This window comes from Rhodococcus sp. T2V (assembly GCF_029269925.1).
Classification (GTDB): domain Bacteria; phylum Actinomycetota; class Actinomycetes; order Mycobacteriales; family Mycobacteriaceae; genus Rhodococcus_F; species Rhodococcus_F koreensis.
Genome location: NZ_JARJBD010000009.1, coordinates 121,338 through 147,588 on the forward strand (window position 1 = coordinate 121,338; position 26,251 = coordinate 147,588).

Below are 26,251 nucleotides of genomic sequence, written 5' to 3' on the forward strand. Positions count from 1 at the left end.
GCGGCCCGCGCGCCACCGTCTCGAGGTCAGGACTGCAGGGTGGTGATCTGGAAGGTGGCGCCGAGGGGATCGGCGACGGAGGCGAGCCGCCCGAACGGGGTGTCCTCCGGTTCGCGCCGGACGCTTCCGCCGAGTTCGGTCACCTTCGCGACCGCCGCGTCGGTGTCGCCGACGCCGATGTAGAACTGCCAGAACGAGGGGACGCCGTCGGGCAGGAACGAGTCGGCGTCCATGATGCCTGCCACGGTGCGGTCGCCGAGGTTGGCCTGGGAGTACCGGAATTCGTCTGTGTCGCCGAGGGTCTGATACGTCCAGCCGAACACGTCCGCGTAGAAGGGGAGCGCGGCCGCGTAGTTGCGCGACAGCGTTTCGTGCCAGACCGGCGCGCCGGGTTCGTCGACGAGGCCGAAGCCGGTGTGCTGATCGGCCTGCCACACGCCGATGACGGCGCCGGCGGGATCGCCGAGGATGGCGATCGTGCCCTGGTCGCCCACCGCCATCGCGGGCATCATCACCTGGCCGCCGGCCTCGGCGGCCTTCGCCGCGGTGGCCGCGGCGTCCTCGGACGCGAGGTACGTGGTCCACACGTTGCCGTACGGGTTGCCCTGCTGTTGGGGGCCCAGGCCCGCAATGGGTTTGCCGTTCATGCTGAAGATCGAGTAGCCGCCGTACTGCGGATCCTCGCTGGTGTCGGACCTCCACCCGAACAGTCCGGTGTAGAACGGAATGACCTGTTGCGGGTCGGAACTGGTGAGATCGATCCAGCAGGGAGCGCCGGTGAGGGACGGACGGTCGGGCATCGCGGTCTCCTAGGACGTCAGGGGAATCGAGGCAGCGCACGGTGTGGCGCCGGTCACAAACCTACGCGTCCGCGCGACCCGGCGCCGGTTCGCGATGTGCTGTGCAAGACTCGGCGCATGTCTGCGAGCGAGAACCAGGACAGCCCGGGCCGGGCCCGCCAGAATCTGATCTACCGCGACGGCGTCCTCGGCCGCATCCCCTCCGTTCCCACCGACTTCGACACCCTCGAGCGGCGGGCGCGGCGGAAGATGAGCGCGAAGGGTTGGGCGTACGTTCACGGCGGCGCCGGGCTGGGCCGCACGATGCAGGCCAACCGCGACGCGTTCGACAAGTGGCAGATCGTTCCCCGGGTGCTGCGCGACGTCTCGAAGCGCGACATCGGTGTCGAACTGTTCGGGCGCCGCATTCCGGCGCCGGTGCTGCTCGCTCCGGTCGGTGCCGCCGAACTGGCCAGGCCGGAGGCCGACGTCGCCATCGCCGCTGCCGCCGCCGAACTGGGTGTGCCGTACATCTTCTCCAACCAGGGATGCGCCCCGATGGAGGAGAGCGCGGCGGCGATGGGCGACGCGCCCCGATGGTTCCAGCTGTACTGGAGCACCGACGACGACCTCGTCGACAGCCTGCTGCAGCGGGCGGCGACCATCCGGGCGGACGCCGTCGTCGTCACCCTCGACACGACGATGCTCGGCTGGCGGCCGGAAGACCTCAACCTCGGTTCGCTGCCGTTCGCGCAGGGGCAGGGGATCGCGCAGTACACGTCCGATCCGGTGTTCCGCCGGATCGTGCACGACCGGATCAAGGCGGCAGCGAAGAAGCCGGACGTCGAGGTGACGCTCGGCGCCATCCGGTCGCTGGTGTCGATGACCCGGCGCTTCCCGGGCCGCTTCCTCGACAATCTGCGGTCGCCGGAACCGCGGGCCGCCGTGGAGACGTTCCTCGACATCTACTCCCGGCCGTCGCTGAGCTGGGCCGACATCGAGACCCTCCGCAGCCGGACGTCGTTGCCGATCCTCCTCAAGGGCGTGCTCCACCCGGACGACGCCCGGCGTGCGCTCGATGCCGGAGTGGACGGGATCGTCGTGTCGAATCACGGTGGACGGCAGGTGGACGGCAGCGTGTCGTCGCTGGACGCTCTCGTGGACATCGCGCCCGTCGTCGACGGCAGGCTGACGCTGCTCCTCGACAGCGGAATCCGCACCGGAGCAGACGTCTTCAAGGCGCTCGCGCTCGGTGCCGACGCTGTGACACTCGGCAGGCCCCACCTGTACGGCCTGGCCCTCGCGGGTCAGGCCGGTGCGCGGGACGCGACCGCCAACGTGATCGCCGAGTTCGACCTCACGATGGGTCTCAGTGGTCTGACATCGGTGGCCGAGATCGACCGGGGCGCCCTGCGCAGGGCATAGGCCCTCAGAGTTCGGCGATGGTGATGATGCCGTCCTGCAGGGCCCGCACCAGCAGTGTCGTCTTGGTGGACGCGTCACGTCCCACGAGTGCGTACTTCTCGCGGATGCGGGTCAGGTGGGTGTTGACCGTGCCGAGGGCGATGTGGAGGTCGGCGGCGACGGCGAGTTTGGAGTCGCCGCGCAGCCAGTGGCGGAGAACCTCGATCTCGCGGGCCGACAATGCCGGCTTCTCCAAGACACGGGCGACTGGCGGTTCGTCCGTATGTGGGGGGTGCCCGAGTGCGTCGGGTGCAGTGGTCATGCCGGTCTCATCTTTCTGACATGTACAGAATTGACTACAGGTACCCGACGTCCCTGCAGGCAGTTCAGGTTAACTGGTGGTGGCGGTGCGTGTCTCGGCAGGCCCGGATCAGCTCTCACAGCCGACACCGTCGCCGTCGCGGTCCAGGTGTGTGCCGTAGCCCGGTTCGCCGAGGTGGACCGGTGCGGCACCAGCCGCTTTGGCCGCCGAACAGTTCTTGTAGTAGACGTCGCTCGGCCCCGCCGTGTCCACGAACGGGACGGGTGCGGGCGCCGGGGCGGGAGCGGGAACGGGTGCCGGTGCAGGCACCACGGCCGGGACCGGGTCGGTGGTCGGGGCGGGCGCCGCGGCGGGCGTCGCCGCCCCGCAGTCCTGGAGGACGCGGGCGATCGCATCGTGCTCGGCCTGGGTCACCCACAGCCCGTACGCGGCCTTCACCGCCACCTGATCCGCCACGTACGTGCACCGGTAGCTCTTGTTCGGGGGCAGCCAGGTTGCGGCGTCGCCGTCCGACTTCTGCTGGTTGGCCGGGCCGTCCACGGCCTTGAGGTTCCGCGGATCGTTCGCGAAGTTCACCCGGGTCGCGGTGTCGAGTTGCTGCGCGCCCTTCTGCCAGGCGTCGGACAGCGCGACGACGTGATCGATCTGCACGGCGCTCGACGTGCCCTCTCCGCGGACGAAGGAGATGGTGGTGCCGGTGTAGGGGTCGTGCAGGGTTCCGGTCTGCACCGCGCAGTCGCGGGTGCCCGGCTTGAACACGATCTGGACGAGGTCGCGCCCGAGGATGTCGTTGCGGGTGTCGCACCCGTTGTGGCCGCCCTCGACCGTGACGTCGTCGGTCCACGCCTGGCCGAACAGATCCCGGTCGTACCCGGTCTTCGGTGCGCGGCCCTTGATCTCGAGGCCGGCGAGCTGCTGCAGCGCGGCGGTCGCGTCGGCGCCGCCGACCACCGCGGGTGCGACCGGTGAGAGTGCCAGCGCGGACGAAACCGGCACCGGTGTCGAAGAACTCGACGTGGCCGCCGCTACCGTCGAAGCGGCGGCCGCGGGGGTCGCGGACGCGGATACCGCTGTGGCCTGGGTCGATTGGTCGTCCTGTCCGGGGCTGCTGCACGCGACCGCGGCCACGGCCACGACGATCCCGCCGGTAATCCAGGGCCACTTCTTGCGAGAGGCAGATGATGCGGGCAGGGGAGACGTCATGCCGGTCCTTCAATGAACGTGGGGGGTCGGATGTTCATCGCACGGAAGGGCTCTTCCGTTACTCGGCACATCGCGAGAACTGTTAGCATCCCCCGGGACCGGAATTCGTGCGGGTGGAGGGCGGTAAATCGGTCGTGACACGACATGTCTTACGGGGGAAATTGCGCACAGCGGCCGTGACGGCCGTGACCGTGATGTCCCTCTGTCTCGGCGGCACCGTCGCGGCCGCCGATCCGGTCGTCGACACCGGTCGGGCGCTCGGTGCCGTCGCGGCGCCGAACGGTTCGAAGCTCGACCACGTCACCGTGATCGATCCGAGACATTTGACGCTGCACGTCTTCTCGGCGTCGATGCAACGCGTCGTGCCGGTGTACGTGCAGCGGCCCGCCGATACGAGCGCGCCGCGGCCGACGCTGTACTTCCTCGACGGCCAGATCCGCCGGGAGAAGACCGATGTCGAAGAGTTTCTGGCCGATCAGAACGTGAACGTCGTCAGCCCGTCCGGCGGCGAGAACGCGTATTGGGCGGACTGGAAGAGCCCCGACCCGGTCATGGGGGTGAACAAGTGGAAGACCTTTATGACTCAGGAACTTCCGCCGGTCGTCGATGCGGCCCTCGGAACCAACGGAGTCAACGCGCTCGCAGGCATGTCCCGGGTCGGCACGGCGGCACTGCAATTGGCGATCGCCGCCCCCGGCCTGTTCCGTGGTGTCGCCGCCTACAGCGGCTGCGCTCTGACCAGTGATCCGCTCGGTCAGCTGCTCATCAAGATCACCATGGACAACTACGGTTACGGCAACCCGGCCAACATGTACGGCGAGCCGGACGATCCGGCGTGGTCGGCGAACGACCCGTTCGTGCATGCCGCCGAACTGCGCGGCACGGAACTGTTCCTCTCCAACGGCAACGGTCTGCCGGGTCGCTACGAGACCCTCGACGGCCCCGGTATCGAGGGGAACGTCGGGGTGCTCGCACGGCAGATCTACGCGGGTGGTCCGATCGAAGCGGTGACCAACTACTGCACGCATCGATTCACGGATCGCCTGGGAGAACTGGGAATACCTGCAACCGCGAGTTTCCGTAACTCGGGGACACACTCGTGGGGATACTGGCAGGACGACCTTCACGATTCCTGGCCGGTGCTGGCTCGGGCGCTGGGAGTGTGAGCGAAGTTCCTCCGGTGTTTCCCGGCGGCGAGGTCACCGACGACCTGGAGATCACCCGGTCGCTCGTCGTCCCGGCCGCCGAGTTGCAGTGGCGGTTCTCCCGCGCCGGTGGTCCCGGCGGTCAGGGAGTGAACACCACGGACTCGCGGGTGGAACTCCGGGTGAACCTGTGGACGTTGTCGACGCTGTCTCCCGCCCAGCTCGAACGCATGCAGGTTCAGCTGGGACACAGGCTCGTTGACGGTGTGGTCAGTGTGACGGCGTCCGAAACCCGTTCGCAACTGCGCAATCGGCGCGCGGCACGGGCGCGGATGGCGGCGCTGCTGCGCGCGGCCGTCCTGGCCGAAACGCGGACCCGGCGTCCGACCAAGGCGACCAAGGGTGCACACCGGCGAAGACTCGACGCCAAGAAGCAACGCGGCCAGACCAAGAACTTGCGCAGGAAGCCGGACATGTAGGTGGTTTCACGCACCGGGAAATGGGGAACTTCCCGGATGTGTTGCCCCCTCGTGTGTCGGAAGATGAGTACGGAAGCGCCGTCACGGATGACCGGAGACGGCGAGGTCGGGGGATCGAGGGCAGCATGAGTGTGCTTGACGAGAAATTACATTCGGCGGCGACGGCCGCCGCGGCGGGGGATCGCGAGGCCGTGCAGCGGATGACGGCGACGCTGTGGCCGCAGGTGGTGCGGTATTGCCGTACCCGCGTGGGGAATTCCACGCACGTCACGCGGTCCGCGGACGAGGTGGCGCAGCATGCGCTGCTCGCGGTGGCGCGGCAGCTTCCGTCCCTCGCCCGCAGCGACCATCCGGTCCGTGAGGTGTACCGCGTCGTGAGCCGGATCGTCGCGGACGCGCAGGGCGGTTCCGGAAGCCCCGACGTCCCGGCGGAAGTGGCTCGATTGCTGCACGGACTCGATCCCACCGCGCGGGAGATCGTGCTGCTGCGGGTCATCGACGGACTGTCCGCGCACGACACCGCGGGCGTCCTCGGTCTCCCGGTGGGCCGGGTTCTGGTCGTGCAGCACGAGGCGCTGCGAGCCCTGCGGGCGAAGGTGGCCTGATCGCGTCAGGGCCGGCCGGACAGTACGCAGAACTCGTTGCCCTCCGGATCGGCGAGGACCACCCAACTCTGCTCGCCCTGACCGACATCCGCGTGCCGGGCGCCGAGTGCGAGTAGCCGTTCGACCTCGGCCTGCTGATCGTCGGGCCGGAAGTCGAGGTGGAGCCGGTTCGGGATCTGCTTGCGGTCCGGAACGGCGACGAACAGGATCTCCGGGTGGCTGTCGGCCCGGGGCCGGATGTGGACGTCGCCGTCGGCGTCCGTCACGGCGCCCCAGCCCAGGGCCTCGGCCCACCAGCGTCCGAGGGCTGTCGGATCGGCGGCGTTGACCACCACGGCTTCCCATTGCAGGCCCATGCGGTCAACGGTACCGGGGAGCGGCGGACGGCCGTCGCCGATTCACGGCAGCGTCGGATCGATCGGTTCGACGCCGAGGCGTTCGGAGTACTGCTCGTTGAGTGCGCGCCAGCCGTAGTTCATCGCGTCGGCGCCGACGATCGGTCCGATCGGATTGCCGTCGAGCAGGGCCTCCGCGACGTCCAGGCACATGTGCCACCCGGCGGCCGTCATCGCCGCGGTGCGCTGGTCGTCGAGCGTGTGGCGCAGGGTCAGTCGCGTTCCCTCGCCGGTCTCCTCGATCGTCCACAGCAGAACGTCGTCACCCCAGGCGTGTTCGAGAACGTGCGGCGCCTCGGCCCGTGTCACGGTGCCGTCGAGTTCGATGCGGTCCGGCCCGTCGACCATGGTCAGGGTGGCGGGACCGACCGTGCCGAGGTCTCGATCCGCGGTGTACGGCGCCCACTGCGGCAGTTCGCCGGGGTCGGTGAGCGCGGTCCACAGCGCCGACGGGGAGTGTGTGAACTCGCGGACGAAGGTCAAGGCCCATCGGTTGCCGTCGGGTCGTGCTTCGGCGTGCCGGAGTGGGCTGGGACGGTAGTCGCGTCGTGCGTCCGACTCGGTCATGACGAGGTCTCCTTCGAATCGAGGTGCCGCTCGAGGGCGTCGAGGTGGTGTGTCCACAGCCGGCGGTAGGGCTGCAACCACCGTTCGAACTCGTCGAACGGTTCGCGGTCGAGACTGTAGATGCGCTGCTGGGCGGCGGTGCGGCAGGTGACGAATCCGGCCTGTCGCAGAACCCGCAGATGTTTGGACACGGTCGGCTGGGGCAGCGCGAGTTGGTCGACGAGTTCGCCGACGCTGGCGTGGCCGTTCCGCAGCCGTTCGAGGATCCTGCGCCGCTGCGGTTCGGCGACCACGGTGAACACGTCCGGTGCCATGACCCCGAGTATGCCCCTATGCGTATATACGCGTCAAGGAATATAAACGTCCGGTTGCGGGATGAACGCGATCGACAGCAGGGACCGGACGAACTCGCGCAATGCCTGCTCGTCGGACGTGTCCACGATCCCCTCCGTGATGACGAGGGAACCGACGATCCGGAACGCCCACTCGGAGATGGCGGCGGGACTCACCCCCGACAGTTGCTCGGGCGTGAACAGGCGCTCGAAGTGGGGGGTCAGCAGTTGCGCCCCGAGCTCGATCATCGGCTTTCCCTTCACCGTGAACCACGGGAGCACCACCTCGGGGTCGTCGCGCAATCCCTTCTGTAGCAACCGGTGTCCGCGGGCGTACTGGACGGCGAACACGACGGCGTCGACGAATCGCACCTGGAGTTGGCTCTGCCGTCCCCGCAGTATCGGGTCGAGCACGACGAAGAAGCGGGAGATCTCCCGCTGGAAGAGGGCCTCGAGGATGGCGGACTGATCGCCGACGTGCTTGTAGAGCGTGGGCCGCGACAGTCCCGCGCGCTCGGCGATGACCGCGTGAAGCCGGGTGCTGTACCCGAGTTCGATCAGGCACTGTTCGGCCGCGTCGAGGATCTTTTCCCGGAGTTCGCTCGGGGTCGGTGTCGTCGGCCGCGTCCGCACGGCCTGATTGTGCTGGTCGGGTGGGGTGGGTGCAAACCGGAAGTGCAAATGTGAACTCGAGTTACAGACAACCATTGACCTGGGTCACACCCGGGTTTACGTTTTACCTATAAACGGCAACGAGAGGGAATCGCTCTCGACGAAGGGATCAGCGATGTCTCAGCGTTCACACACGATCGACCGGGAGGAAGTCGCCGGCAGACTCCTCGCGGGTTCCGTCAAGCGCTCGTACGCTCCCGTCGTCGACATCGACTGGGACGCGCCGCTCGAGGACGGCAAGTACTTCCTGCCGCCGCAGGTCCTGTCTCTGTGGGGAACGGAGATGTGGGACGCGATGAGCGAGGCGCAGCGCATCGAACTGTCCCGGCAGGAATCGGCGAACATCCTCAGCGTCGGAATCTGGTTCGAGAACATCCTCAACCAGGCCCTGCTGCGCGCGCTGCTGCACAACGATCCGAGTTCGCAGCACACCCGGTACATGCTCACCGAGATGGGCGACGAGTGCAGGCACATGACGATGTTCGGCCGCGCCATCGAGCGGATGGGCGCCAAGCCCTTCCAACTCCGGTGGTACCAGGCCGTCGTGGTCAACGTGCTGCCCAGGACATTTCGCGGAACCATGCTCTGGGTGGCGGCACTGATCGGCGAGGAGATCTTCGACGCCACGCAGCGGCGCGTCCTCGAAGACCCGCAGTTGCAGCCGATGATCTCCCGGCTGATGCGGATCCACGTCACCGAGGAGTCCCGGCACATCCGCTTCGCGCGCGAGGGGGTGCGTCGCCGTGTCGCCGAAGGCCACCGGATCGACCGGCTGTGGGTAGGCACGCTGCAGGGGATCGGCGGCCCGCTGTTCCAGCGGCTGTTCACCAACCCGGTCATGTACGAGCGGGCCGGACTGGATCCGAAGGAGGCGCGTCGACAGGCGCTGGCAAATCCGAACTTTCGAGAGAATCAGCGCCGCGGGTTCGAATCGCTGGCCGCGTTCCTCGAGGAGAACGGCCTCATGCGAGCGACCTCCCGCGCGCTGTGGCGGCGCGGGGGATTCCTGTGACCGACAGATTCGCCGAGCCGGACGTCCTCGTCGTCGGTACCGGATTCGCCGGATTGTGCATGGCAATCAAGCTGAAGGAGGCGGGGCGGGAGAACTTCGTCGTCCTCGAGAAGGCCGATCGCGTGGGCGGAACGTGGCGGGAGAACACGTACCCGGGGTGCGGCTGTGACGTGATGTCGCTGATGTACTCGTTCTCCTTCGCGCCCAACCGGAAATGGACCCGGATGTACGCGCGGCAGCCCGAGATTCTCGACTACATCGAGCGCGTAGCCCGCGACTACGACCTGGCGCCCCATCTCCGGTTCGGTGCCGAGGTGATCGCCTACGACTTCGACGAGGCCACGGACCGGTGGCGGGTCGAGACCCGATCGGGTTCCGTGTTCCACCCGCGGATCGTCGTCGCGGGCCCGGGGCCGCTGCACAAACCCAGCGTTCCCGCGTTTGCCGGACGAGAGTCGTTTCGGGGAAAAGCATTCCATTCCGCCGAATGGGATCACTCGGTCGACCTGACGGGTAAGCGGGTCGCGGTCGTCGGCACGGGAGCCAGTGCCGTGCAGTTCGTGCCCGAGGTCGCGAAGACGGCCGCACACGTGGACGTCTTCCAGCGGACGCCGCACTGGATCCTGCCGAAGCTGGACCGCCCGATCACCGCCGGCGAGAAGGCGGTGTTCAAGACTGTGCCCGGCGTGCAGAAGGCCTACCGCCACGCGATCTACTGGAGCCACGAATCGCTGATCGCCGGTTTCCTGCACCCACGGCTGATGACGGTGCTGGAGTCGGCCGCCCGCGGACTGTTGCGGAGGCAGGTGCACGACCCCGCCCTGCGTGCCACTCTGACCCCCGGCTACACCATTGGGTGCAAGCGAATCCTGGTGTCCAGCAACTACTATCCGGCCCTGCAACGGGAGAACGTCGACCTGGTCACGTCGGGCATCTCGGAGGTCACCGAGCGCGGGATCCGCACCGAGGACGGGCAGATGCACCACGCGGACGTCATCGTCTACGGCACGGGATTCGCGATCGGCGACCGATTCGAGAACGAGCACATCGTCGGTCGTCGCGGGCTCACGATCCAGCGGGCCTGGCGCGACGGCATGGAGGCCTACCTCGGTGTCGCGGTGACGGGGTTCCCGAACTTCTTCCTCATGATGGGGCCGAACTCCGGAGGCGGCAATCAGTCGATCGTCTTCGTCATCGAGGCGCAGGCGCACTACATCACCCGATGCCTGGCGATGATGACGAAGCGCGACGCGACGCGGATCGAGGTGCGGGCAGGCGCGCAGCGTGAATTCAACCGGGTGATCCACCGCAAACTCGAGGGTTCGGTGTGGAATTCGGGTGGTTGTGACAGCTGGTACCTCGATTCCACCGGCCACAACCGGGCGGCGTGGCCGGGTTCGAGCGCATCGTACTGGCGGCGCCTGCGCACCCCCGACGACCGGCACTTCGAGCTGAGTTCGCTCACCGAACGCGAGGACGACACCGAGTACCGGGGGCCGGGCCTGCTCACGTCCGGCGACCTGACCGTGGACGTCGAGGTCTTCCTGAACGGTCACCTCGAACCGCTGGACGGGCTCTACCACTGGTACGGCCGCGTCGTCGGCGACGGCGTCGACGCGGCCAAGCAGCGCAACCGCACCCCGCTGTTCCTCACGATCGGCGACGGTCCCGAGGTGCCCGCCGCCCTCGCCGAGCGCGACCCGTGGGGCCACTTCCGGATCGCCGGAGTCGGGACGCCGCCGTTCCCGCTGGCACCGGTCGACGTCGAGGTTCCCGTCTCCGCGGCCAAACTCGCGTCGGCGGAATAGTCTGGAGGCGAGTCGGACTCGAGCGGGAAGGGTGCTGATGCGCGACGTGCTGGCAGACCTGATGGCGGTGTGGACGGCGGGCGGAACGGCGGGCGTCGGAACGGTGGTCCGCACGTTCCGCTCCGCACCGCGGCCGGCGGGGGCGTCCATGGTCGTGGCACCCGACGGCAGCGCGTCCGGTTCGGTGTCGGGCGGATGCGTCGAGGGGGCGGTCTACGAACTCGCGACCGAGGTCGCGGCGACGGGGACGCCGGTGCTGCAGCGGTACGGGATCAGCGACGAGAATGCGTTCGAGGTGGGTCTCACCTGCGGTGGAATCATCGACATCTTCGTCGAGCCCGTCTCGCGGGACAATTTTCCGGAACTCGGTGAGATCGTCCGGGACATCGAGAACCACCGGCCGGTCGCGGTCGCCACCGTCGTGGCGCATCCCGATGCCACCCGGGTGGGTCGCCGGCTGATCGTCCGGCCCGAGGACGTGAGCGGTGCCCTCGGTTCGGACCGCGCCGATTCCGCCGTCACCGACGACGCCCGGGGTCTCCTCGCGGCCGGCGGCAGCACGGTGCTGACGTACGGCACCGACGGTCAGCGTCGTGGCGAGGGAATGGAGGTGTTCGTCGCCAGCTATGCGCCGCGGCCGCGCATGCTCGTGTTCGGGGCCATCGACTTCGCCGCCGCGGTGGCCCGGCAGGGCGCCTTCATGGGATACCGGGTGACGGTCTGCGACGCCCGGCCGGTGTTCGCGACGCACGCGCGGTTCCCGACCGCGGACGAGGTGGTGGTGGACTGGCCGCACCGGTACCTGGCCGGCCAGGCCGAGGCCGGTGCCATCGACGGCCGGACCGTGATCTGCGTCCTCACCCACGACCCGAAGTTCGACGTCCCTCTCCTCGAGGCGGCGCTGCGCCTGCCGGACGTCGCGTTCATCGGTGCCATGGGATCACGCAGAACAGACCTGGACCGGCGCGAACGCCTCCGCGAGGCGGGACTGACCGACACCGAACTCGACCGGCTGTCGAGCCCCATCGGCCTGGACATCGGCGCCCGCACCCCGGAGGAGACGGCGGTGTCCATCGCCGCCGAGATCATCGCCTGCCGGTGGGGTGGCACCGGGCGCCCGCTGGCGGAGTCGAGCGGCCGGATCCACCACGAGGAACCGGTGGATTCCCTCGTCGAATAGGGCGGTTCACCGGGGTTGACGGACCACCGGTTCTTGCGCAGGCTGAAAGGATCCACATTTGTGAGGTAGGTCACAATGCAAGTACCAGGATCCTTCGAATACGAGCGTGCAACGGGCGTCGACGACGCGATCGCCCTACTCGACCGGCTGGGCGACGAAGCCCGCCTCGTGGCAGGCGGCCACAGCCTGCTCCCCATGATGAAACTTCGTCTCGCCAATCCCGAGTACCTCATCGACATCAACGACCTCGAGGGCGAACTCGGATACATCACGACCGAGCGGTCGAGGCTGCGGATCGGTGCGATGACCCGGCACCGCCGGCTCCTCGAATCGGACGAACTCGCGGCGGCGTTCCCCCTCTTCCGCGACGCGGAGAAGGTGATCGCAGACCCGGTGGTCCGCAACCGCGGAACCATCGGCGGATCGCTGTGCCAGGCGGATCCGGCCGAGGACCTCACGACGGTCTGCGGTGTCCTCGGCGCCACGTGCGTGGTGCAGGGACCCGGCGGACGCCGCGAGATCCCCATGTCCGAGTTCCTCGTCGGACCGTACGAGACGGCGCTCGCGCACAACGAGATGCTCATCGAGATCGTGATACCCGTCCACGGCCACAGCTCCAGCGCCTACGCCAAGGTCGAACGGCGGACCGGCGATTGGGCGGTCACCGCGGCCGGAGCGGCCGTCACGGTGGAGGGCGGCGAGATCGCCCGGGCCGCCGTCGGCCTGACCGCGGTCGAGCCCGACCCCTCCGGACTCGCGGACATCGCCGACTACCTGACCGGACGGCCCCCGTCCGAGGAGGCGTTCGCCCAGGCCGGGCGGATGGCCGCGCAGGTCTGCTCGCCGGTCGGCGACGCCCGCGGCACCGTCGACTACAAACGTCATCTCGCATCCGAACTCACGATCCGCACACTCCGTACAGCGGTCGACCGGGTGCTCCGCAGCGACGTGGAGCACGAGCCGACCGGAGAAGAGGCATAGCCATGCAGGTGAACATGACCGTCAACGGTGAAGCAGTGACCGCCGAGGTGGAACCGCGCATGCTGCTCGTCCACTTCCTCCGCGACCAACTGGGCCTGACCGGGACCCACTGGGGCTGCGACACCAGCAACTGCGGCACGTGCGTCGTCACCGTCGACGGCGATCCGGTGAAGTCGTGCACGATGCTCGCCGCGATGGCCGGCGGGCACGACGTCCGCACGGTCGAGGGCCTCGAGCACGACGGCGAACTCGATCCCGTCCAGCAGGGCTTCATGCAGTGTCACGGACTGCAGTGCGGGTTCTGCACGCCCGGCATGATGATGACGGCGCGGGCACTGCTCGACCGCGAGGAGAGCCCGGACGAGGCCACCATCCGGGAAGCGATTTCCGGGCAGATCTGCCGCTGCACCGGGTACACCACGATCGTGCGCTCGATCCAGTGGGCGGCGGACCACCGGGCCGGTGAAGCCGCCGAGCCCGAACCGGCAGGCGACTTCGACGCGGACGTCCAGGAGGACACGACGCGGGGCGCCGAGGGCACGCCGAAGACAGTCGAAGAGCATGTGGGAAGTGCGTCATGACCACCGTCGAATCGCGTCCGCCCTCGGGCGACGCCGTCGTGGACAACGACAAGAAACCGTGCGGCCACGGTCGCATGCTCCGCAAGGAGGACCCCCGCTTCATCCGGGGGCTCGGAAACTACGTCGACGACATCACCCTCCCCGGCATGCTGCACCTGGCGATCCTGCGGTCGCCGGTCGCGCACGCACGCATCGTGAGCATCGATACCACTGCGGCACGGGAACATCCGAAGGTGACGGCGGTGGTGACGGGCGCCGACCTCGCCGCGAAGAACCTCGCGTGGATGCCGACGCTGTCCAACGACGTGCAGGCCGTGCTTGCCACCGACAAGGTGCGCTTCCAGGGCCAGGAGGTCGCGTTCGTCATCGCCGAGGACCGCTATTCGGCGCGGGACGCGCTGGAACTGATCGACGTCGAATACGACATGCTCGATCCCGTCGTCGACGCCCGCGCGGCGCTGTCGCCCGACGCTCCGGTGATCCGCGACGACCTCGAGGGCAAGACGGACAATCACTGCTTCGACTGGGAGACAGGCGATGCCGCCGCGACCGAGGCCGTGTTCGCGAAGGCGGACGTGGTGGTGAAGCAGGAGATCGCCTACCCCCGGGTGCATCCGGCGCCGATGGAGACGTGCGGGGCGATCGCCGATATCGACCGGGTGTCCGGCAAGCTCACCCTGTACACCACCTCGCAGGCCCCGCAACTGCACCGGACGGTGTACGCCCTCGTCGCCGGGATCCCGGAGCACAAGATCCGGGTGGTGTCCCCGGACATCGGCGGCGGATTCGGCAACAAGGTGCCGATCTACCCGGGATACGTGTGCGCGATCGTCGCGTCGCTCGTGACGGGCAAGCCGGTGAAGTGGATGGAGGATCGCAGCGAGAACCTGATGAGCACCGGGTTCGCCCGCGACTACATCATGGTCGGTGAGATCGCGGCGACCGCGGAGGGCAAGATGCTCGCGATCCGCACGAAGGTGCTGGCCGATCACGGGGCGTTCAACGGCACCGCGGCCCCGGTGAAGTATCCGGCGGGCTTCTTCGGCGTGTTCACCGGCAGTTACGACATCGAGGCCGCGCACTGCGCGATGACGGCGGTCTACACGAACAAGGCGCCCGGCGGGGTGGCGTACGCCTGCTCGTTCCGCATCACCGAGGCCGTGTATCTGGTCGAGAGGCTCGTCGACTGCCTGGCGTTCGACCTGAAGATGGATCCGGCGGAACTGCGGCTGAAGAATCTGCTGAGGCCGGAACAGTTCCCGTACACCAGCAAGACGGGGTGGGTGTACGACTCGGGTGACTACGAGACCACCATGCGCAAGGCCATGGACATGATCGGCTACGACCACCTGAGGGAGGAGCAGAAGGAACGTCGCGAGCGTGGTGAGCTGATGGGAATCGGCATGGCGTTCTTCACCGAAGCCGTCGGTGCCGGGCCCCGCAAGGACATGGACATCCTGGGGCTGGGCATGGCCGACGGATGCGAACTGCGGGTCCACCCCACGGGGAAGGCCGTCGTCCGGTTGTCGGTGCAGACCCAGGGGCAGGGCCACGAGACGACGTTCGCGCAGATCGTGGCGGAGGAACTCGGCATCCCGCCGGACGACATCGACGTGGTCCACGGCGACACCGACAACACGCCGTTCGGGCTCGGCACGTACGGCAGCAGGTCGACGCCGGTGTCCGGGGCGGCCGCCGCGCTGGTAGCCCGCAAGGTGCGGGACAAGGCGAAGATCATCGCGTCCGGGATGCTCGAGGCCTCGGTCGCCGATCTGGAGTGGGAGAAGGGCGAATTCCATGTGAAGGGCGACCCCTCGGCGAAAGTGACCATCCAGGACATCGCGATGCGGGCACACGGCGCCGGCGACCTGCCGGAGGGCATCGAAGGCGGCCTCGACGCGCAGATCTGCTACAACCCCGAGAATCTGACGTACCCGTACGGCGCGTACTTCTGCGTCGTCGACGTCGATCCCGGCACCGCCGTCGTGAAGGTGCGGCGGTTCCTCGCCGTCGACGACTGCGGCACCCGCATCAACCCGATGATCATCGAGGGGCAGGTCCACGGCGGCATCGTCGACGGCATCGGCATGGCCCTGATGGAGATCATCGAATTCGACGAGGACGGCAACTGCCTCGGCGGGTCGCTGATGGACTACCTGATCCCCACCGCGCTCGAGGTCCCGAAACTCGAGACCGGCTTCACCGTCACCCCGTCGCCGCATCACCCGATCGGCGCCAAGGGCATCGGCGAATCGGCGACGGTCGGATCGCCCGCGGCCGTGGTGAACGCGGTGGTGGACGCGCTCGCGCCGTTCGGGGTACGGCACGCCGACATGCCGCTCACCCCGTCCCGGGTGTGGGAGGCGATGCAGGGCCGCGCGACACCCCCGATCTGAGTGTCGCCCCGTCGGCTGCGAGGAGGCCCGATGGATCTGACAGAGCGTGCGGCGCAACTGGTGCGCGACCGCAGGCCGTTCGTCCACGCGACGGTGGTGCGGGCGCAGCCGCCGACGTCCAGTCACACCGGCGACGAGGCGATCCTCCTGCAGGACGGGACGATCGAGGGTTTCGTCGGCGGGCAGTGCGCCCAGAACTCGGTGCGCACCGCCGCGCTGGGTGTGCTGGAGCGCAACGAGAGCGTGCTGCTGCGGGTCCTGCCCGACGGGGCCGTGCAGTTCCCGGAGACCCCGGGCGCGTCCGTCGTGGTGAATCCGTGCCTGTCCGGCGGCGCCATGGAGATCTTCCTGGAGCCGCAGGTGCCGCCGCCGCTCGTCAGGATCTGCGGCACCACACCGATCGCGCAGTGTCTGGCGGGGATTTCGGAACTGCTGGGGTTCACCGTCGAGCACGACGACGCCGGGCAGTTCTCGAGCACCACGGCCGTGGTGCTCGCCGGCCACGGCGGACCCGAAGCGGAGGTCATCCGCGCGGCGCTCGACGCCGGCGTCGGGTACGTCGGGCTCGTCGCCAGCCGGACCCGCGGGGGAGCCATCCTCGACACCCTGGGCCTCACCGAGTCCGAGCGGGCGCGGGTGCACACCCCGGTCGGCCTCGACATCGGGGCGCGGACGTCGGCGGAGATCGCCGTGTCGATCGCGGCCGAGTTGGTGCAGCAGCTGCGGAGGGCGGGACTGCGGGCGCCGGAGGGCGGTTCGGCCTCGCGGGCGGCGGTGGCGGAGGCGGTCGATCCGGTGTGCGGGATGCGCGTCGTCGTGGGACCGGACACCGTCCACCTCCGGCGCGACGGCCACGACTTCTGGTTCTGCGGGCCGGGGTGCCGGGCGTCGTTCGCGCAGGAGACGGGAGCGGTATGACGGAGGGGTTCGAGGATGTGGCGGACGTGGTCCGGCGGTTCGACGCCGAGGACTATCTCCTGGACCTCGGAACCGCGTCGGCGCTGTATCTCGGGGCGGTCCTGCGCCGTCCCCTGCTGCTCGAAGGCGAACCCGGAGTCGGCAAGACCACCGCGGCGAAGGCCCTGGCGACCGTTCTCGGCGCACCGCTGATCCGGTTGCAGTGCTACGAAGGCCTCACCGCGAACGAGGCGCTCTACGACTGGAACTATCAGCGGCAGCTGCTCACGATCCGGCTGGCCGAATCGCGGGGCGACGGCCTGACCGAGGACGACCTGTTCACCGAGGAGTTCCTGCTGGAACGTCCGATCCTGCACTGTGTGAGGTATCGGGGACCGACCCCGCCCGTGCTGCTGATCGACGAGATCGACCGGGCCGACGACGAGTTCGAGGCCCTGCTCCTCGAATTTCTGGGGGAGGCGTCGGTGACCGTTCCGGAACTGGGAACGTTCACGGCCGAACATCATCCCGTCGTCGTGCTGACGTCCAACCGCAGCCGCGACCTCCACGACGCGCTGCGCAGGCGATGCCTCTACCACTGGATCGACTACCCGGAGCCGGCGCGGGCGGCCGCGATCGTGCGCCGCACGGTGTCCGTGGCGTCCGAACTCCTCATCGAGCACGCCACCCGATTCGTCGGCCGTGCCCGCGACCTCGATCTCGACAAGCCCCCCGGAATCGCGGAGACGATTGACTGGGTGTCCGCGCTCGCGGCGCTGGGTGTGGCCGATCTGGTGCGCGAAGACGCGATCTCGAGCCTGAGTGCGCTCGCGAAGACCCCGGACGACCGCACAATGGTTCAGGACGCATTCGTCGACTACGCGCGCGGCCTGGCCACCGGATGAGAGGGTTCCGCCATGAAGATCGCCAACGAGTTCACCGTCAGCGCCCCGATCGAGCAGGCGTGGGAGGTGCTCAGCGACCTCGAGGAGGTTGCCCCCCTGCTGCCCGGCGCGCAGATGACCGGGCGGGAGGGCGACGACTACCTGGGGAAGGTGAAGGTCAAGGTCGGCCCGGTGACGAGTGAGTTCAAGGGCAAGGCCACGTTCGTCGAACGCGATGCGCAGGAGCACCGCGCCGTGATCGACGCCCGCGGGCGGGACTCGCGTGGTTCCGGCAATGCGTCCGCGACGATCACTGCGCAGTTGCACGAAGCGGGCGACGGCACCCGCGTCACCGTGGACACCGACATGAAGATCGTCGGCAAACTCGCGCAGTTCGGCAGCGGGATGATCCAGCAGGTGTCCGAGAAACTCATGGGGCAGTTCGCGGAATCGCTGGAAGCGAAACTGTCCGGAGGGCCTGCCGACCAGACCGCGGCCGAACCCGAATCAGTGGGTGCCGCCACCGACGCCGCCGGCACCACGACGCTGTCCGTGGCACGGCCCGCCGCCGAACCGGCGCCGCTGGACCTGCTGGCGCTGTCCGGTGCGGGTGCGTGGAAACGGTACGCCCCGATCCTCGCTGCCGTCCTCGCGGGAATCGTGGTCGTCCTCGTGATGGGCCGCCGCAGGCGATGACCGCGTCGGGCGTCCTGCGGGGCGTCGACCTCGCGGCGTTCGCCGTGGCACTCGTCGCCCGGTTGCGGGCCCGCGGCGTCGTCGTCTCGGCGAGCGGCCCCGCGGTGTTCGTGCAGGCGCTGCACCTGTCGCCGCCGGGTTCACGTTCGCGGCTGTACTGGTCGGCGCGTCTGACGCTCGTCAACCGCGTCGACGACCTCGCGTCGTTCGACGCGGTGTTCGCCGCGGTCTTCGAGGACGCGCTGCTGTCGGTCGATCCGCATGCGCGGCGCACCGCCGCCGGGCGGGAGTCGGCCCTCGCCGCCGTCCGCGACGGCCACGACCGGCCCGGCGACGCGCAGGACGTCGAGGGCGTGCCGTGGATGACCCGACCGGCGATGATCGGCGGCGTCGACAGCGCCGAGGACGGCCTTCACGACGGGCTCACCGCGGTGCCGGACACACTGCCCAGCAGGCTCGTGGCCCGCGCCGGCGAACCCTTCGCCCGATTCGACGCCCGCGACCTCCGGCTCCTCGGAGCCTGGCTGGAACAGGCCACCGCGGTCTGGCCGTCCCGCCGCACCCGGCGTCGCGAAGTGCATCGCCGCGGCAGGCGTATCGACCTGCGGGCCACCATGAACCGGTCGAGGGCGACGGGCTGGGAGCCGGTGGTGCTCGCGCGGAGCCGCGCCCGGAACCGCCCGCGCCGCATCGTCATGCTGTGCGACGTGAGCCGGTCGATGCAGCCGTACGCCGCGATCTACCTCCATCTGATGCGGGCGGCGGTGCAACGGCAGACCGCGGGCAGGCCGGAGGTGTTCGCATTCTCCACGTCGCTGACGAGGCTCACCCCCGTGCTCGCCCACCGCAGCGCCGAGACCGCGGTCCGCAGGGCGAACGAGAAGGTGGTCGACAGATTCGGGGGCACCCACATCGCGGGCAGCGTGAGTGAACTGCTCGCGTCCCCGCACGGCAACGCGCTGCGCGGCGCACTCGTCGTCATCGCGTCCGACGGCTGGGACAGCGACGACCCGGAGCGCCTGGCACACGCCCTCACCCGGGTGCGCCGTCGCGCCCATCGCCTGGTGTGGCTCAACCCCCGCGCCGGTGACCCCGGCTTCCGGCCGCTCGCCGGTTCGATGGCGGCCGCGCTGCCGTTCTGCGACGCGTTTCTCCCCGCGCATTCGCTGTCCGCGCTGCGCGACGTGCTGGATGTGATCGGCCGCCTCGGCTGAGCGGGTGGCACAATCCACCCCCAGGGTGCCTGGCAGTCGTGGCGTCCTTCCCGGATGCTCGAACGACGGTGCTGCACACCGCGCTTCAGCTCACAGGAGGAACAATGTCGACTACCAGAACTTCCGCCAGGATCGTGGCGGCCATCGGGGCGATCCTCGCTGCCCTGTCGATCTCGCTGGTGGGAACCGCCGAGTTCGCCGGCGCCAGACCCTGTCAGAACGATTGTCACGCACCCGTTCCCAAACCTCCGGTCGACGGCTGCCAACTCTGCAATCCCAACCCCCCGCCGCCTCCGCCACCACCGCCCCCGCCGCCGCGATAGGGAAGTTCGGCATGCGAGACACGCGCCCCGGCCGCACGGTCGGGGCGCGTGTCTGTTGCGGCCGCACGCCGAGTCGTTGATCCGCGGGATGGGATGACAGATGATCGATCGGGGGCCGATCGAGTGTCGTACCGACCAGAAGAGGCGAACGCCGTGGCTACGCTCAGTTCACTGAATGTCGGGATGCCCCGGGACGTGTCCTGGCGGGGACGGACGGTCCACACCGGCGTGTGGAAGCGTCCCGTGGACGGCCCCCGGACGGTCCGGCGACTCAACATCGACGGTGACGGCCAGGGCGACCTCGGGGGACACGGTGGTGAGATCCGCGCCGTGCTCGTCTACCAGACCGAGTCCTACCGTCACTGGCGTGAATACCTCCGCCGTGACGATCTCGAACCCGGGCATTTCGGCGAGAACTTCACCGTCGACGGTCTGCCCGACGACGAGGTCTGCATCGGTGATCGCTACCGGATCGGAACCGCGGTCTTCGAGGTCACCCAGCCCCGCGTGACGTGCTACCGGGTGGGTATGCGCATGAACGAACCGCAGATGGCGGCGTTGCTCGTGTCCCACCGCAGGCCCGGCTTCTACCTCCGGGTGATCGAGGAAGGAGAGGTCGAGGCCGGGCAGGACATCGTGAAGGTCGCCGCGGGCCCGGAAGCGGTGCCCGTCGCGGAGATCGACGCGCTCCTGTACCTGCCCGGCCACCCCCGCGACGCACTCGAACGAGCGTTGCGGATCCCGGCGCTGAGCCCCGGGTGGAAGGAGTCGCTGCAGAGCATTCTGGACCGCGCCGATTCGGGTGCCGGCGGAAACGTCGGGCTGACGAAGACCGCAGGCAGCCCGCCGCCGGCGTGGCCCGGCTTCCGCTCGCTCACGGTGACCGGGATTCACGAGGAGAGCCGCCGCGTCCTGTCGCTGTCGTTGGCCGCACCCGACGGTTCGGCGTTGCCGTCCTGGCAGGCGGGGCAGTCGATCACACTGCGCCTGCACCCCGACGACGTGCAGGGCCCGGTGATCCGCAGCTATTCGCTGTCCAATCGCCCCGGCGCCGCCGACTACCGGATCAGTGTGAAACGGGAACCGCACGGCGTCGCAGGCGGATACATCCATTCGCGTGTGCGCCTCGGTGACACCCTCGAGGTGGCGGCCCCGCGAGGGACCTTCCTCCTGGACGGCGAGGCGAGGCCGGTGGTGCTCGTGTCCGCGGGCGTGGGCGTCACACCTCTGCTGTCGATGTTGTACGCACTCGTGGAAGCGGGGTCGTCGCGGCAGGTGTGGTGGGTCCACGGTGCCCGTGACGGATCCGAGCATCCCTTCGCCGAAGAGTGCCGCGACCTCCTGGACCGGTTGCCGGGCAGTCGTTCGCACATCGCCTACAGCAGGCCTGCCGAAACCGACAGCAGGGGTGCCGACTACACCACGGCAGGCCGGCTCACAGGGGAACTGATTGCGAGTCTCGGTCTGCCCGCGGACGCGGATGCCTATCTGTGCGGGCCCGCGTCGTTCATGGCCGATCTCGGATCTGCCCTTGCCGCCGACGGACTCGACCCCGCGCGGATTCACGTCGAAACGTTCGGTGCGGAAGGATCTCTCAATCCCGGTGTGGTTCAGGATTCTTCGCGGGCACCCCATCCGCCGCCCGGGCCGCAGGGTGCAGGTCCCTCCGTCTCGTTCGCGCGCAGCGGGCTCACCGTGCCGTGGGACGCCGGGCGGGGAACCCTCCTCGACTTCGCCGAGGCGTGTGACGTGCCGACACGCTGGTCGTGTCGCACCGGCGTCTGCCACACCTGTGAAACGGTGCTGCTGTCCGGGTCCGTCGACTACGACCCGGAACCGATCGAACCGCCGGCGGACGGGAACACTCTCATCTGCTGCACCACACCGGCGGACGACGTGGTGCTGGACCTGTAGCGCCGACTAGTCCTCCGCGCCACCGGGATCCGACTCGCCCTCGGCCTCGTCGCGGTCCGCCCACTCCAGCAGCGGCTCGAGCGAGAACACGGCGTCGTCGATTCCCCCGTGCAGATCACCGAGTGTCGCGAACCGCTCGGGGACGGTGGCGATCGTGAACTCGTGCGGGTCCACGTCGTCGATCTCGTCCCACGTCACCGGGGTGGACACCGTCGCGTCGGGCACACCCCGCACCGAATACGCACTGGCGATGGTGTGGTCGCGGGCGTTCTGGTTGTAGTCGACGAACAACTTGCGCGGGTCCCGGTCCTTCCGCCACCAGGTGGTGGTCACGTCCTTCGGTGCCCTGCGCTCCACCTCGCGGGCGAATGCCAGCGCGGCCCGCCGGACGTCGCCGAATCCCCAGTCGGGCCGGATCCGGACGTAGACGTGCATGCCGCTGCCGCCGGACGTCTTCGGCCACCCCGTCGCACCCACTTCGTCGAGCACCTCGTGCACCACCCCGGCGACGCGCCGCACCGTGTCGAACCCGCACTCGGGCATCGGATCGAGATCGATCCGCCACTCGTCGGGTCGTTCGACGTCCGCGCGGCGCGAGTTCCACGGATGGAACTCGACCGTGGACATCTGCACTGCCCAGATCACGTCCGCCAGGTGCGTGACGCACAGTTCGTCGGCGTGGCGGTTGTACCGCGGAAACGTCACGCGAACCGTCTGCACCCAGTCCGGCGCACCGTGCGGCAACCGCTTCTGGTGCACCTTCTCGCCGCTCAGACCGTCCGGGAAGCGGTGCATCATGCAGGGGCGTTCGCGCAGTGCGCGCACGATCCCGTCGCCGACACTGAGGTAGTAGTTCGCGAGGTCGAGTTTCGTGGCGCCGGTGGCGGGGAAGTAGACGCGCTCCGGGTGCGAGATCCGCACGATCCGGTCGCCGACCTCCAGTTCGACAGCGGGTGACTTGTCCTTACCGGTCGCCATGCAGCCAACCTAACCCGCGGCAGATCGGGCCCGGGTGGTTTCGCGGCCATCCTCGTCACGGTGTGTGCACAGCGATTTGCCGGATGCGGGCGCAATTGCGCGGGATTCCGGCAAATCCGTGTGCAACTGTGGGCGCGAGGTCAGAACCCTGGTATTCCGAACGCATTGACGAGGACTGCCACCGTGACGATGGCCTCGATGTAGCCGAAGAGGAGACCCGCTTCGGCGAGCGATCTGCCGCGTTCGCTCGACGTCCGCATCTGATCGAGGGCGATATGGCCGAACACCACGGCGGGCAGCCCAAGACCGATGAGCGCCGAGTACAGCGAGATGATGGCGGTGGCATTGGTCGAATCCGACTGGGCAGGTACCGGTACGTCGAGCGACGCCCGTGATTTCTGGCCTGCAACGTTCTTACGCATGAGTCTTCCCCCCGGGTAATCGGAAGTACTGTCTACCAGTCGAGGAGGACATCGAGGGGCATCGGGGTCACCGGATCGGCGCCGGTGGAGGCAGGCCCCGCTGTGTGCACAGCGATTTGCCGGATGCGGGCGCAATTGCGCGGGATTCCGGCAAATCCGTGTGCAACTGTGGGCGCGAGGTCAGAACCCCGGGGCCCGGCCGCCGTTCCACAGTTGTTCGGTGACGTCGTGGAAGCAGACGAGGGTCACCGGGTCGTCCTGCCGGCGGAGGATGGGCCTGCTGACGAGTGCGCGAACCCGGGATCCGTCCTGATGTGCGAGGTCGACGGGGGTGGTCGCCGACTCACGGAGGTGTTCGACCGCCGCGGCGCCCGTCGACGTCTCGTCCAGGTCGAGGAGTTCGGACACCGGACGCCCGCGCAGTGACGCGACGGGGTGCCCCAGCATCCTCTCGAACGCACTGTTCGCGTGGACGACCGTGCCGTCGTCCTCGACCGCCAGGACGGGAACCGGGAGGCGCTCGAGCAGGACGAGGGCGGGTAACTGCTCGAGGTAGCCCAACGGGGTGTCCGGGATCGGGCGACGTCTCTCCTCATGATCTGCCTCTGCGCTCACAGCCCTATACTCTCACCGATTCCGACCGTCCGTCCCGTTGTCGCCGCAGACGGCGATTCTTCGGAGGACATTCGGATCCGTCGGAGGGCGATTCAGCGGTATGCGGACTCGATCATCGGTTCGGTCGCGAGGACCTTGCCGTCGCCGCCGACGATGGTCAGGGCGGACGGGGTGACCCGGTACTCGGTGCCGCCGTCGCCGGTGGCGACGAAGCCGGAACCGCTGGGGCTCGGGTCGTCGACGGAGATCGCGGCGCCGTCGCTGATGCGCACGCCCTGGTAGTAATAGCGTCCCACGCCCGTCTCGCAGACCACGACCAGGGACTTCGTGGTGCGACCGATGAACACCGCCGGGTTGGTGTAGTTGCATCGTGCATCGGACGGGGGCAGGAAGCCCTGCCGATCGGCGCCCGACACCTCGCCGACGATCGGCGGCGCGGGCGGCGTCGTCGTCCTCGTCGTTCTCGGCGGAGTCACGGCGGGCGGGACCGTCGCCGGAGCCGCCTTCGTGGTCGCGACGGGGACGTCCTCCGTGACGGGAAGGCGCACCTGACTGCTGCCGGCCGCGGTGACCGCGGGGTCGTCCGGGTTGTTCCGATCCAGCACGAGCCATCCGACCACCCCGGCGAGTGCCAGCAACGCGATCACCAGCACGGTCACCGTCACCGGCACGGCCGCCGACCGACGCGCAGGCGGCGGGGCGGTGTAGGGAGCGGGCGGGTAATAAGGCGGAGCTGGGGCCGGCGGACCGCTGTGGACCGCGGTCGGCGGGTAGACGGGTGGACGCCCGCGGTCGTCGACCCGGGTCGGCTCGGATCGCATGCCCGGCGACGGTTCCGGGCGGGTCGCGATGTCGGTTTCGGTCTTCCGCTCGCGAGCGGTCAACGCGGAGCGGGCTGCCGCCGCGAAATCGCCTGCCGTCCGGTACCGATCGCGGGGATCCTTGGCCAGACCCCGGGCGATCACCTCGTCGAACGTGGCGGGCACGTCGGGCCGGATCGAGCTGGGGCTGGGCACGGGTGTCGTGAGGTGCGCGCGGATCGCGCTGCTGATGCTGTTGGACGGGAACGGAATGGACCCCGTGAGGCATTCGTAGAGGACGCACGCCAGCGAATAGACGTCCGCGCGGGCATCGACCGGTGCGTTGTCGAACCGCTCGGGCGCCATGTACGCGTACGAGCCGACAGCGCTGCCGAGGGTGGTCAGGCGGAGATCGGAACTCGAGTGCGCGATACCGAAGTCGACGAGGTACGCGAATTCACCGGCCGTGACGAGGATGTTCTCCGGCTTGACGTCGCGGTGGATGAGACCGTCGGCGTGCGCGGCGTCGAGCGCCGCCGCGATCTGGTCGACGACCGCCACCGCGTGTGCGGGGCCCATCGGCCCACGCGAGCGGAGCAGCGCCCGCAGATCCTGCCCGACGACCAGACGCATGTCGATGTAGAGCACACCGTCGATCTCGCCCCAGTCGTGGATGGGGATGACGTGCGGCTCCTGCAGCCGGGCCGCGGCATGCGATTCGCGGCGGAACCGCTGCTGGTAGGTGGGGTCTTTCGCAAGGTCGACGTCGAGGATCTTGAGTGCGACGGTGCGATCCTTGGTGGTGTCGTACGCCTCGTACACCTCACCCATTCCGCCCCGGCCGAGCAGAGCCCTGAGATGGTAATGCCCGAACTGCGAGCCGACCCGTGTACCTGCCGCCATACCCATCCCCTCGAAGCCGGAAACAGCACGATACACGCAGCGTCGGAACTGTGGACCGCCGAAAATCCGTTGCCCGATGCGGCCGCGGTCCGTATCGTCACGTGGCTTTGTCCACCCGTCGACAGAAGGAGTTCACTTCGTCATGGAACCCGTCACCGAACACGACATCCGGTCGTCGTTCATCAATTGCTCCAAGGGCGACGCCAAGCGCCTACCGGTCCCTCGTGACCTGGACGATCGGCCGTGGGAGGATCTCGACTTCCTCGGCTGGAGCGACCCGTCGTTTCCCGGCCGCTGTTATGTCGTCGTACCGCGGGAGGGTCGTCTGGTCGGCGTCGCGCTGCGCTACGAGACGGGCGGTTACCGCCGCGCGCAGATGTGCACGGTCTGTATGACCACGCATGCCAGTGGCGGTGTCTCGCTGATGACCGCGCGTAAGTCGGGGGAGTCCGGGCGCCGGGGCAACTCGATCGGCACGTACATGTGCGCCGATCTCGCCTGCTCGCTGTACGCGCGCCGGAAGAAGTCGCCCGCGCTCGGCAGGCAGTACCGTGAGGATCTCGAACCGGAGGAGAGGATCGCGCGGGTTCGCGACAACCTCGACGCCTTCATCGCGCGCGTCTACGGCTGATCGAACCCCGACACACCAACCTGCAGCCCGGTGGCTGCCGACGAGAATGAGAGGTAGATGCCATGCGCCGACATTCGAGAAACCACTCTCCGGCACACCCCGAGTTCGGAGAC

At 68.7% G+C, this 26,251-nt stretch carries 27 protein-coding genes; 16 read left to right on the forward strand and 11 right to left on the reverse strand.

Going from position 1 to position 26,251, the window contains the following annotated elements; translation table 11 throughout:
* Positions 1-26: 26 nt before the first annotated feature.
* Positions 27-800 carry a VOC family protein gene (locus tag P3H15_RS10850; RefSeq protein WP_276137233.1) on the reverse strand — a complete coding sequence of 258 codons (774 nt, stop codon included), beginning with the start codon at positions 798-800 and terminating at the stop codon, positions 27-29.
* A 117-nt stretch (positions 801-917) separates the two neighbouring features.
* Here P3H15_RS10850 and P3H15_RS10855 point away from each other — a divergent pair, with 117 nt between their 5' ends.
* Positions 918-2,204 carry an alpha-hydroxy-acid oxidizing protein gene (locus tag P3H15_RS10855; protein WP_276137234.1) on the forward strand — a complete coding sequence of 429 codons (1,287 nt, stop codon included), beginning with the start codon at positions 918-920 and terminating at the stop codon, positions 2,202-2,204.
* Positions 2,205-2,208: 4 nt separating this feature from the next.
* On the opposite strand, the gene P3H15_RS10860 is transcribed toward P3H15_RS10855, so the two are convergent.
* Together P3H15_RS10860 and P3H15_RS10865 are read right to left on the reverse strand one after the other, a co-directional pair.
* Positions 2,209-2,505 (reverse strand): response regulator transcription factor, encoded by a 297-nt coding sequence (locus P3H15_RS10860; protein ID WP_072947495.1) that lies wholly within the window; start codon positions 2,503-2,505, stop codon positions 2,209-2,211.
* 108 nt (positions 2,506-2,613) lie between these two features.
* The gene (locus P3H15_RS10865; RefSeq protein ID WP_276137235.1) at positions 2,614-3,708 is read right to left on the reverse strand and encodes a DUF1524 domain-containing protein; all 1,095 of its coding nucleotides are present in this window, start codon (positions 3,706-3,708) and stop codon (positions 2,614-2,616) included.
* A 176-nt stretch (positions 3,709-3,884) separates the two neighbouring features.
* Between P3H15_RS10865 and P3H15_RS10870 the strand changes: the two genes are divergently transcribed.
* From P3H15_RS10870 to P3H15_RS10880, 3 genes are all read left to right on the forward strand, one after another.
* Positions 3,885-4,874: an alpha/beta hydrolase family protein gene (locus P3H15_RS10870; protein ID WP_276137236.1), complete on the forward strand. Its 990-nt coding sequence runs from the start codon at positions 3,885-3,887 to the stop codon at positions 4,872-4,874.
* Positions 4,875-4,888: 14 nt separating this feature from the next.
* Complete coding sequence (arfB, locus tag P3H15_RS10875; protein ID WP_346348772.1) at positions 4,889-5,332, forward strand: alternative ribosome rescue aminoacyl-tRNA hydrolase ArfB; 444 nt, start codon at positions 4,889-4,891, stop codon at positions 5,330-5,332.
* A gap of 125 nt (positions 5,333-5,457) precedes the next feature.
* Complete coding sequence (locus P3H15_RS10880; RefSeq protein ID WP_276137238.1) at positions 5,458-5,937, forward strand: sigma factor-like helix-turn-helix DNA-binding protein; 480 nt, start codon at positions 5,458-5,460, stop codon at positions 5,935-5,937.
* A 5-nt stretch (positions 5,938-5,942) separates the two neighbouring features.
* On the opposite strand, the gene P3H15_RS10885 is transcribed toward P3H15_RS10880, so the two are convergent.
* Genes P3H15_RS10885 through P3H15_RS10900 form a run of 4 tightly spaced genes read right to left on the reverse strand, consistent with a single transcriptional unit; the run spans position 5,943 to position 7,864 of the window.
* Positions 5,943-6,293 (reverse strand): VOC family protein, encoded by a 351-nt coding sequence (locus P3H15_RS10885; protein ID WP_276137239.1) that lies wholly within the window; start codon positions 6,291-6,293, stop codon positions 5,943-5,945.
* A 42-nt stretch (positions 6,294-6,335) separates the two neighbouring features.
* Positions 6,336-6,899: an SRPBCC family protein gene (locus P3H15_RS10890; RefSeq protein ID WP_276137240.1), complete on the reverse strand. Its 564-nt coding sequence runs from the start codon at positions 6,897-6,899 to the stop codon at positions 6,336-6,338.
* A complete protein-coding gene (locus P3H15_RS10895; RefSeq protein WP_276137241.1) occupies positions 6,896-7,213 on the reverse strand; it encodes a helix-turn-helix transcriptional regulator in 318 nt (105 codons plus the stop codon). Before P3H15_RS10895 ends, P3H15_RS10890 begins: the two co-directional genes overlap by 4 nt.
* 33 nt (positions 7,214-7,246) lie before the next feature.
* Positions 7,247-7,864 (reverse strand): TetR/AcrR family transcriptional regulator, encoded by a 618-nt coding sequence (locus P3H15_RS10900; RefSeq protein ID WP_276137242.1) that lies wholly within the window; start codon positions 7,862-7,864, stop codon positions 7,247-7,249.
* A gap of 154 nt (positions 7,865-8,018) precedes the next feature.
* Between P3H15_RS10900 and P3H15_RS10905 the strand changes: the two genes are divergently transcribed.
* From P3H15_RS10905 to P3H15_RS10955, 11 genes are all read left to right on the forward strand, one after another.
* Positions 8,019-8,915, forward strand: coding sequence for a diiron oxygenase (locus P3H15_RS10905; RefSeq protein WP_276137243.1), 897 nt, complete (start codon positions 8,019-8,021; stop codon positions 8,913-8,915).
* The gene (locus tag P3H15_RS10910; RefSeq protein ID WP_276137244.1) at positions 8,912-10,723 is read left to right on the forward strand and encodes a DUF4873 domain-containing protein; all 1,812 of its coding nucleotides are present in this window, start codon (positions 8,912-8,914) and stop codon (positions 10,721-10,723) included. The genes P3H15_RS10905 and P3H15_RS10910 overlap by 4 nt, the downstream gene beginning before the upstream one ends.
* Before the next feature lie 37 nt (positions 10,724-10,760).
* Complete coding sequence (locus tag P3H15_RS10915) at positions 10,761-11,903, forward strand: XdhC/CoxI family protein (protein ID WP_276137245.1); 1,143 nt, start codon at positions 10,761-10,763, stop codon at positions 11,901-11,903.
* 75 nt (positions 11,904-11,978) lie between these two features.
* Positions 11,979-12,884: a xanthine dehydrogenase family protein subunit M gene (locus tag P3H15_RS10920; protein ID WP_276137246.1), complete on the forward strand. Its 906-nt coding sequence runs from the start codon at positions 11,979-11,981 to the stop codon at positions 12,882-12,884.
* Between the two features lie 2 nt (positions 12,885-12,886).
* The gene (locus P3H15_RS10925; RefSeq protein WP_095863487.1) at positions 12,887-13,465 is read left to right on the forward strand and encodes a (2Fe-2S)-binding protein; all 579 of its coding nucleotides are present in this window, start codon (positions 12,887-12,889) and stop codon (positions 13,463-13,465) included.
* Complete coding sequence (locus P3H15_RS10930) at positions 13,462-15,861, forward strand: aerobic carbon-monoxide dehydrogenase large subunit (protein WP_276137247.1); 2,400 nt, start codon at positions 13,462-13,464, stop codon at positions 15,859-15,861. Before P3H15_RS10925 ends, P3H15_RS10930 begins: the two co-directional genes overlap by 4 nt.
* 30 nt (positions 15,862-15,891) lie before the next feature.
* Entirely contained in the window at positions 15,892-16,779 is an 888-nt protein-coding gene (locus P3H15_RS10935; protein WP_276137248.1) for an XdhC family protein, read from the forward strand.
* The gene (locus tag P3H15_RS10940; protein ID WP_072946900.1) at positions 16,776-17,663 is read left to right on the forward strand and encodes a MoxR family ATPase; all 888 of its coding nucleotides are present in this window, start codon (positions 16,776-16,778) and stop codon (positions 17,661-17,663) included. Before P3H15_RS10935 ends, P3H15_RS10940 begins: the two co-directional genes overlap by 4 nt.
* A 12-nt stretch (positions 17,664-17,675) precedes the next feature.
* Entirely contained in the window at positions 17,676-18,338 is a 663-nt protein-coding gene (locus P3H15_RS10945; protein ID WP_276137249.1) for an SRPBCC family protein, read from the forward strand.
* Positions 18,335-19,552 (forward strand): VWA domain-containing protein, encoded by a 1,218-nt coding sequence (locus tag P3H15_RS10950; RefSeq protein WP_276137250.1) that lies wholly within the window; start codon positions 18,335-18,337, stop codon positions 19,550-19,552. Before P3H15_RS10945 ends, P3H15_RS10950 begins: the two co-directional genes overlap by 4 nt.
* Positions 19,553-20,028: 476 nt before the next feature.
* On the forward strand, positions 20,029-21,789 hold the full coding sequence (locus P3H15_RS10955) for an MOSC domain-containing protein (protein ID WP_276137251.1): 1,761 nt from the start codon (positions 20,029-20,031) through the stop codon (positions 21,787-21,789).
* A 6-nt stretch (positions 21,790-21,795) separates the two neighbouring features.
* On the opposite strand, the gene ligD is transcribed toward P3H15_RS10955, so the two are convergent.
* The 4 genes from ligD to P3H15_RS10975 all read right to left on the reverse strand — a co-directional run bounded on the left by ligD (position 21,796) and on the right by P3H15_RS10975 (position 25,507).
* Positions 21,796-22,767, reverse strand: coding sequence for a non-homologous end-joining DNA ligase (gene ligD, locus P3H15_RS10960; RefSeq protein WP_276137252.1), 972 nt, complete (start codon positions 22,765-22,767; stop codon positions 21,796-21,798).
* 140 nt (positions 22,768-22,907) lie between these two features.
* Positions 22,908-23,189, reverse strand: a complete 282-nt coding sequence (locus tag P3H15_RS10965; RefSeq protein ID WP_276137253.1) for a DUF4190 domain-containing protein — start codon at positions 23,187-23,189, stop codon at positions 22,908-22,910.
* Between the two features lie 180 nt (positions 23,190-23,369).
* Entirely contained in the window at positions 23,370-23,804 is a 435-nt protein-coding gene (locus P3H15_RS10970) for a PAS domain-containing protein (protein WP_072946891.1), read from the reverse strand.
* A gap of 92 nt (positions 23,805-23,896) precedes the next feature.
* A complete protein-coding gene (locus P3H15_RS10975; protein ID WP_276137254.1) occupies positions 23,897-25,507 on the reverse strand; it encodes a serine/threonine-protein kinase in 1,611 nt (536 codons plus the stop codon).
* Between the two features lie 142 nt (positions 25,508-25,649).
* Here P3H15_RS10975 and P3H15_RS10980 point away from each other — a divergent pair, with 142 nt between their 5' ends.
* Positions 25,650-26,138, forward strand: a complete 489-nt coding sequence (locus P3H15_RS10980; RefSeq protein ID WP_219457049.1) for an FBP domain-containing protein — start codon at positions 25,650-25,652, stop codon at positions 26,136-26,138.
* Positions 26,139-26,251 lie beyond the last annotated feature (113 nt).

Coding starts and splice junctions, on each gene's coding strand:
- P3H15_RS10855 (WP_276137234.1), top strand. CDS start 918: ATGTCTGCGAGCGAGAACCAGGACAGCCCGGGCCGGGCCCGCCAGAAT.
- ligD (WP_276137252.1), bottom strand. CDS start 22,767: ATGGCGACCGGTAAGGACAAGTCACCCGCTGTCGAACTGGAGGTCGGC.
- P3H15_RS10920 (WP_276137246.1), top strand. CDS start 11,979: ATGCAAGTACCAGGATCCTTCGAATACGAGCGTGCAACGGGCGTCGAC.
- P3H15_RS10850 (WP_276137233.1), bottom strand. CDS start 800: ATGCCCGACCGTCCGTCCCTCACCGGCGCTCCCTGCTGGATCGATCTC.
- P3H15_RS10895 (WP_276137241.1), bottom strand. CDS start 7,213: ATGGCACCGGACGTGTTCACCGTGGTCGCCGAACCGCAGCGGCGCAGG.
- P3H15_RS10890 (WP_276137240.1), bottom strand. CDS start 6,899: ATGACCGAGTCGGACGCACGACGCGACTACCGTCCCAGCCCACTCCGG.
- P3H15_RS10860 (WP_072947495.1), bottom strand. CDS start 2,505: ATGACCACTGCACCCGACGCACTCGGGCACCCCCCACATACGGACGAA.
- P3H15_RS10975 (WP_276137254.1), bottom strand. CDS start 25,507: ATGGCGGCAGGTACACGGGTCGGCTCGCAGTTCGGGCATTACCATCTC.
- P3H15_RS10880 (WP_276137238.1), top strand. CDS start 5,458: ATGAGTGTGCTTGACGAGAAATTACATTCGGCGGCGACGGCCGCCGCG.
- P3H15_RS10980 (WP_219457049.1), top strand. CDS start 25,650: ATGGAACCCGTCACCGAACACGACATCCGGTCGTCGTTCATCAATTGC.
- P3H15_RS10905 (WP_276137243.1), top strand. CDS start 8,019: ATGTCTCAGCGTTCACACACGATCGACCGGGAGGAAGTCGCCGGCAGA.
- P3H15_RS10915 (WP_276137245.1), top strand. CDS start 10,761: ATGCGCGACGTGCTGGCAGACCTGATGGCGGTGTGGACGGCGGGCGGA.
- P3H15_RS10940 (WP_072946900.1), top strand. CDS start 16,776: ATGACGGAGGGGTTCGAGGATGTGGCGGACGTGGTCCGGCGGTTCGAC.
- P3H15_RS10865 (WP_276137235.1), bottom strand. CDS start 3,708: ATGACGTCTCCCCTGCCCGCATCATCTGCCTCTCGCAAGAAGTGGCCC.
- P3H15_RS10925 (WP_095863487.1), top strand. CDS start 12,887: ATGCAGGTGAACATGACCGTCAACGGTGAAGCAGTGACCGCCGAGGTG.
- P3H15_RS10950 (WP_276137250.1), top strand. CDS start 18,335: ATGACCGCGTCGGGCGTCCTGCGGGGCGTCGACCTCGCGGCGTTCGCC.
- P3H15_RS10945 (WP_276137249.1), top strand. CDS start 17,676: ATGAAGATCGCCAACGAGTTCACCGTCAGCGCCCCGATCGAGCAGGCG.
- P3H15_RS10965 (WP_276137253.1), bottom strand. CDS start 23,189: ATGCGTAAGAACGTTGCAGGCCAGAAATCACGGGCGTCGCTCGACGTA.
- P3H15_RS10935 (WP_276137248.1), top strand. CDS start 15,892: ATGGATCTGACAGAGCGTGCGGCGCAACTGGTGCGCGACCGCAGGCCG.
- P3H15_RS10930 (WP_276137247.1), top strand. CDS start 13,462: ATGACCACCGTCGAATCGCGTCCGCCCTCGGGCGACGCCGTCGTGGAC.
- P3H15_RS10885 (WP_276137239.1), bottom strand. CDS start 6,293: ATGGGCCTGCAATGGGAAGCCGTGGTGGTCAACGCCGCCGATCCGACA.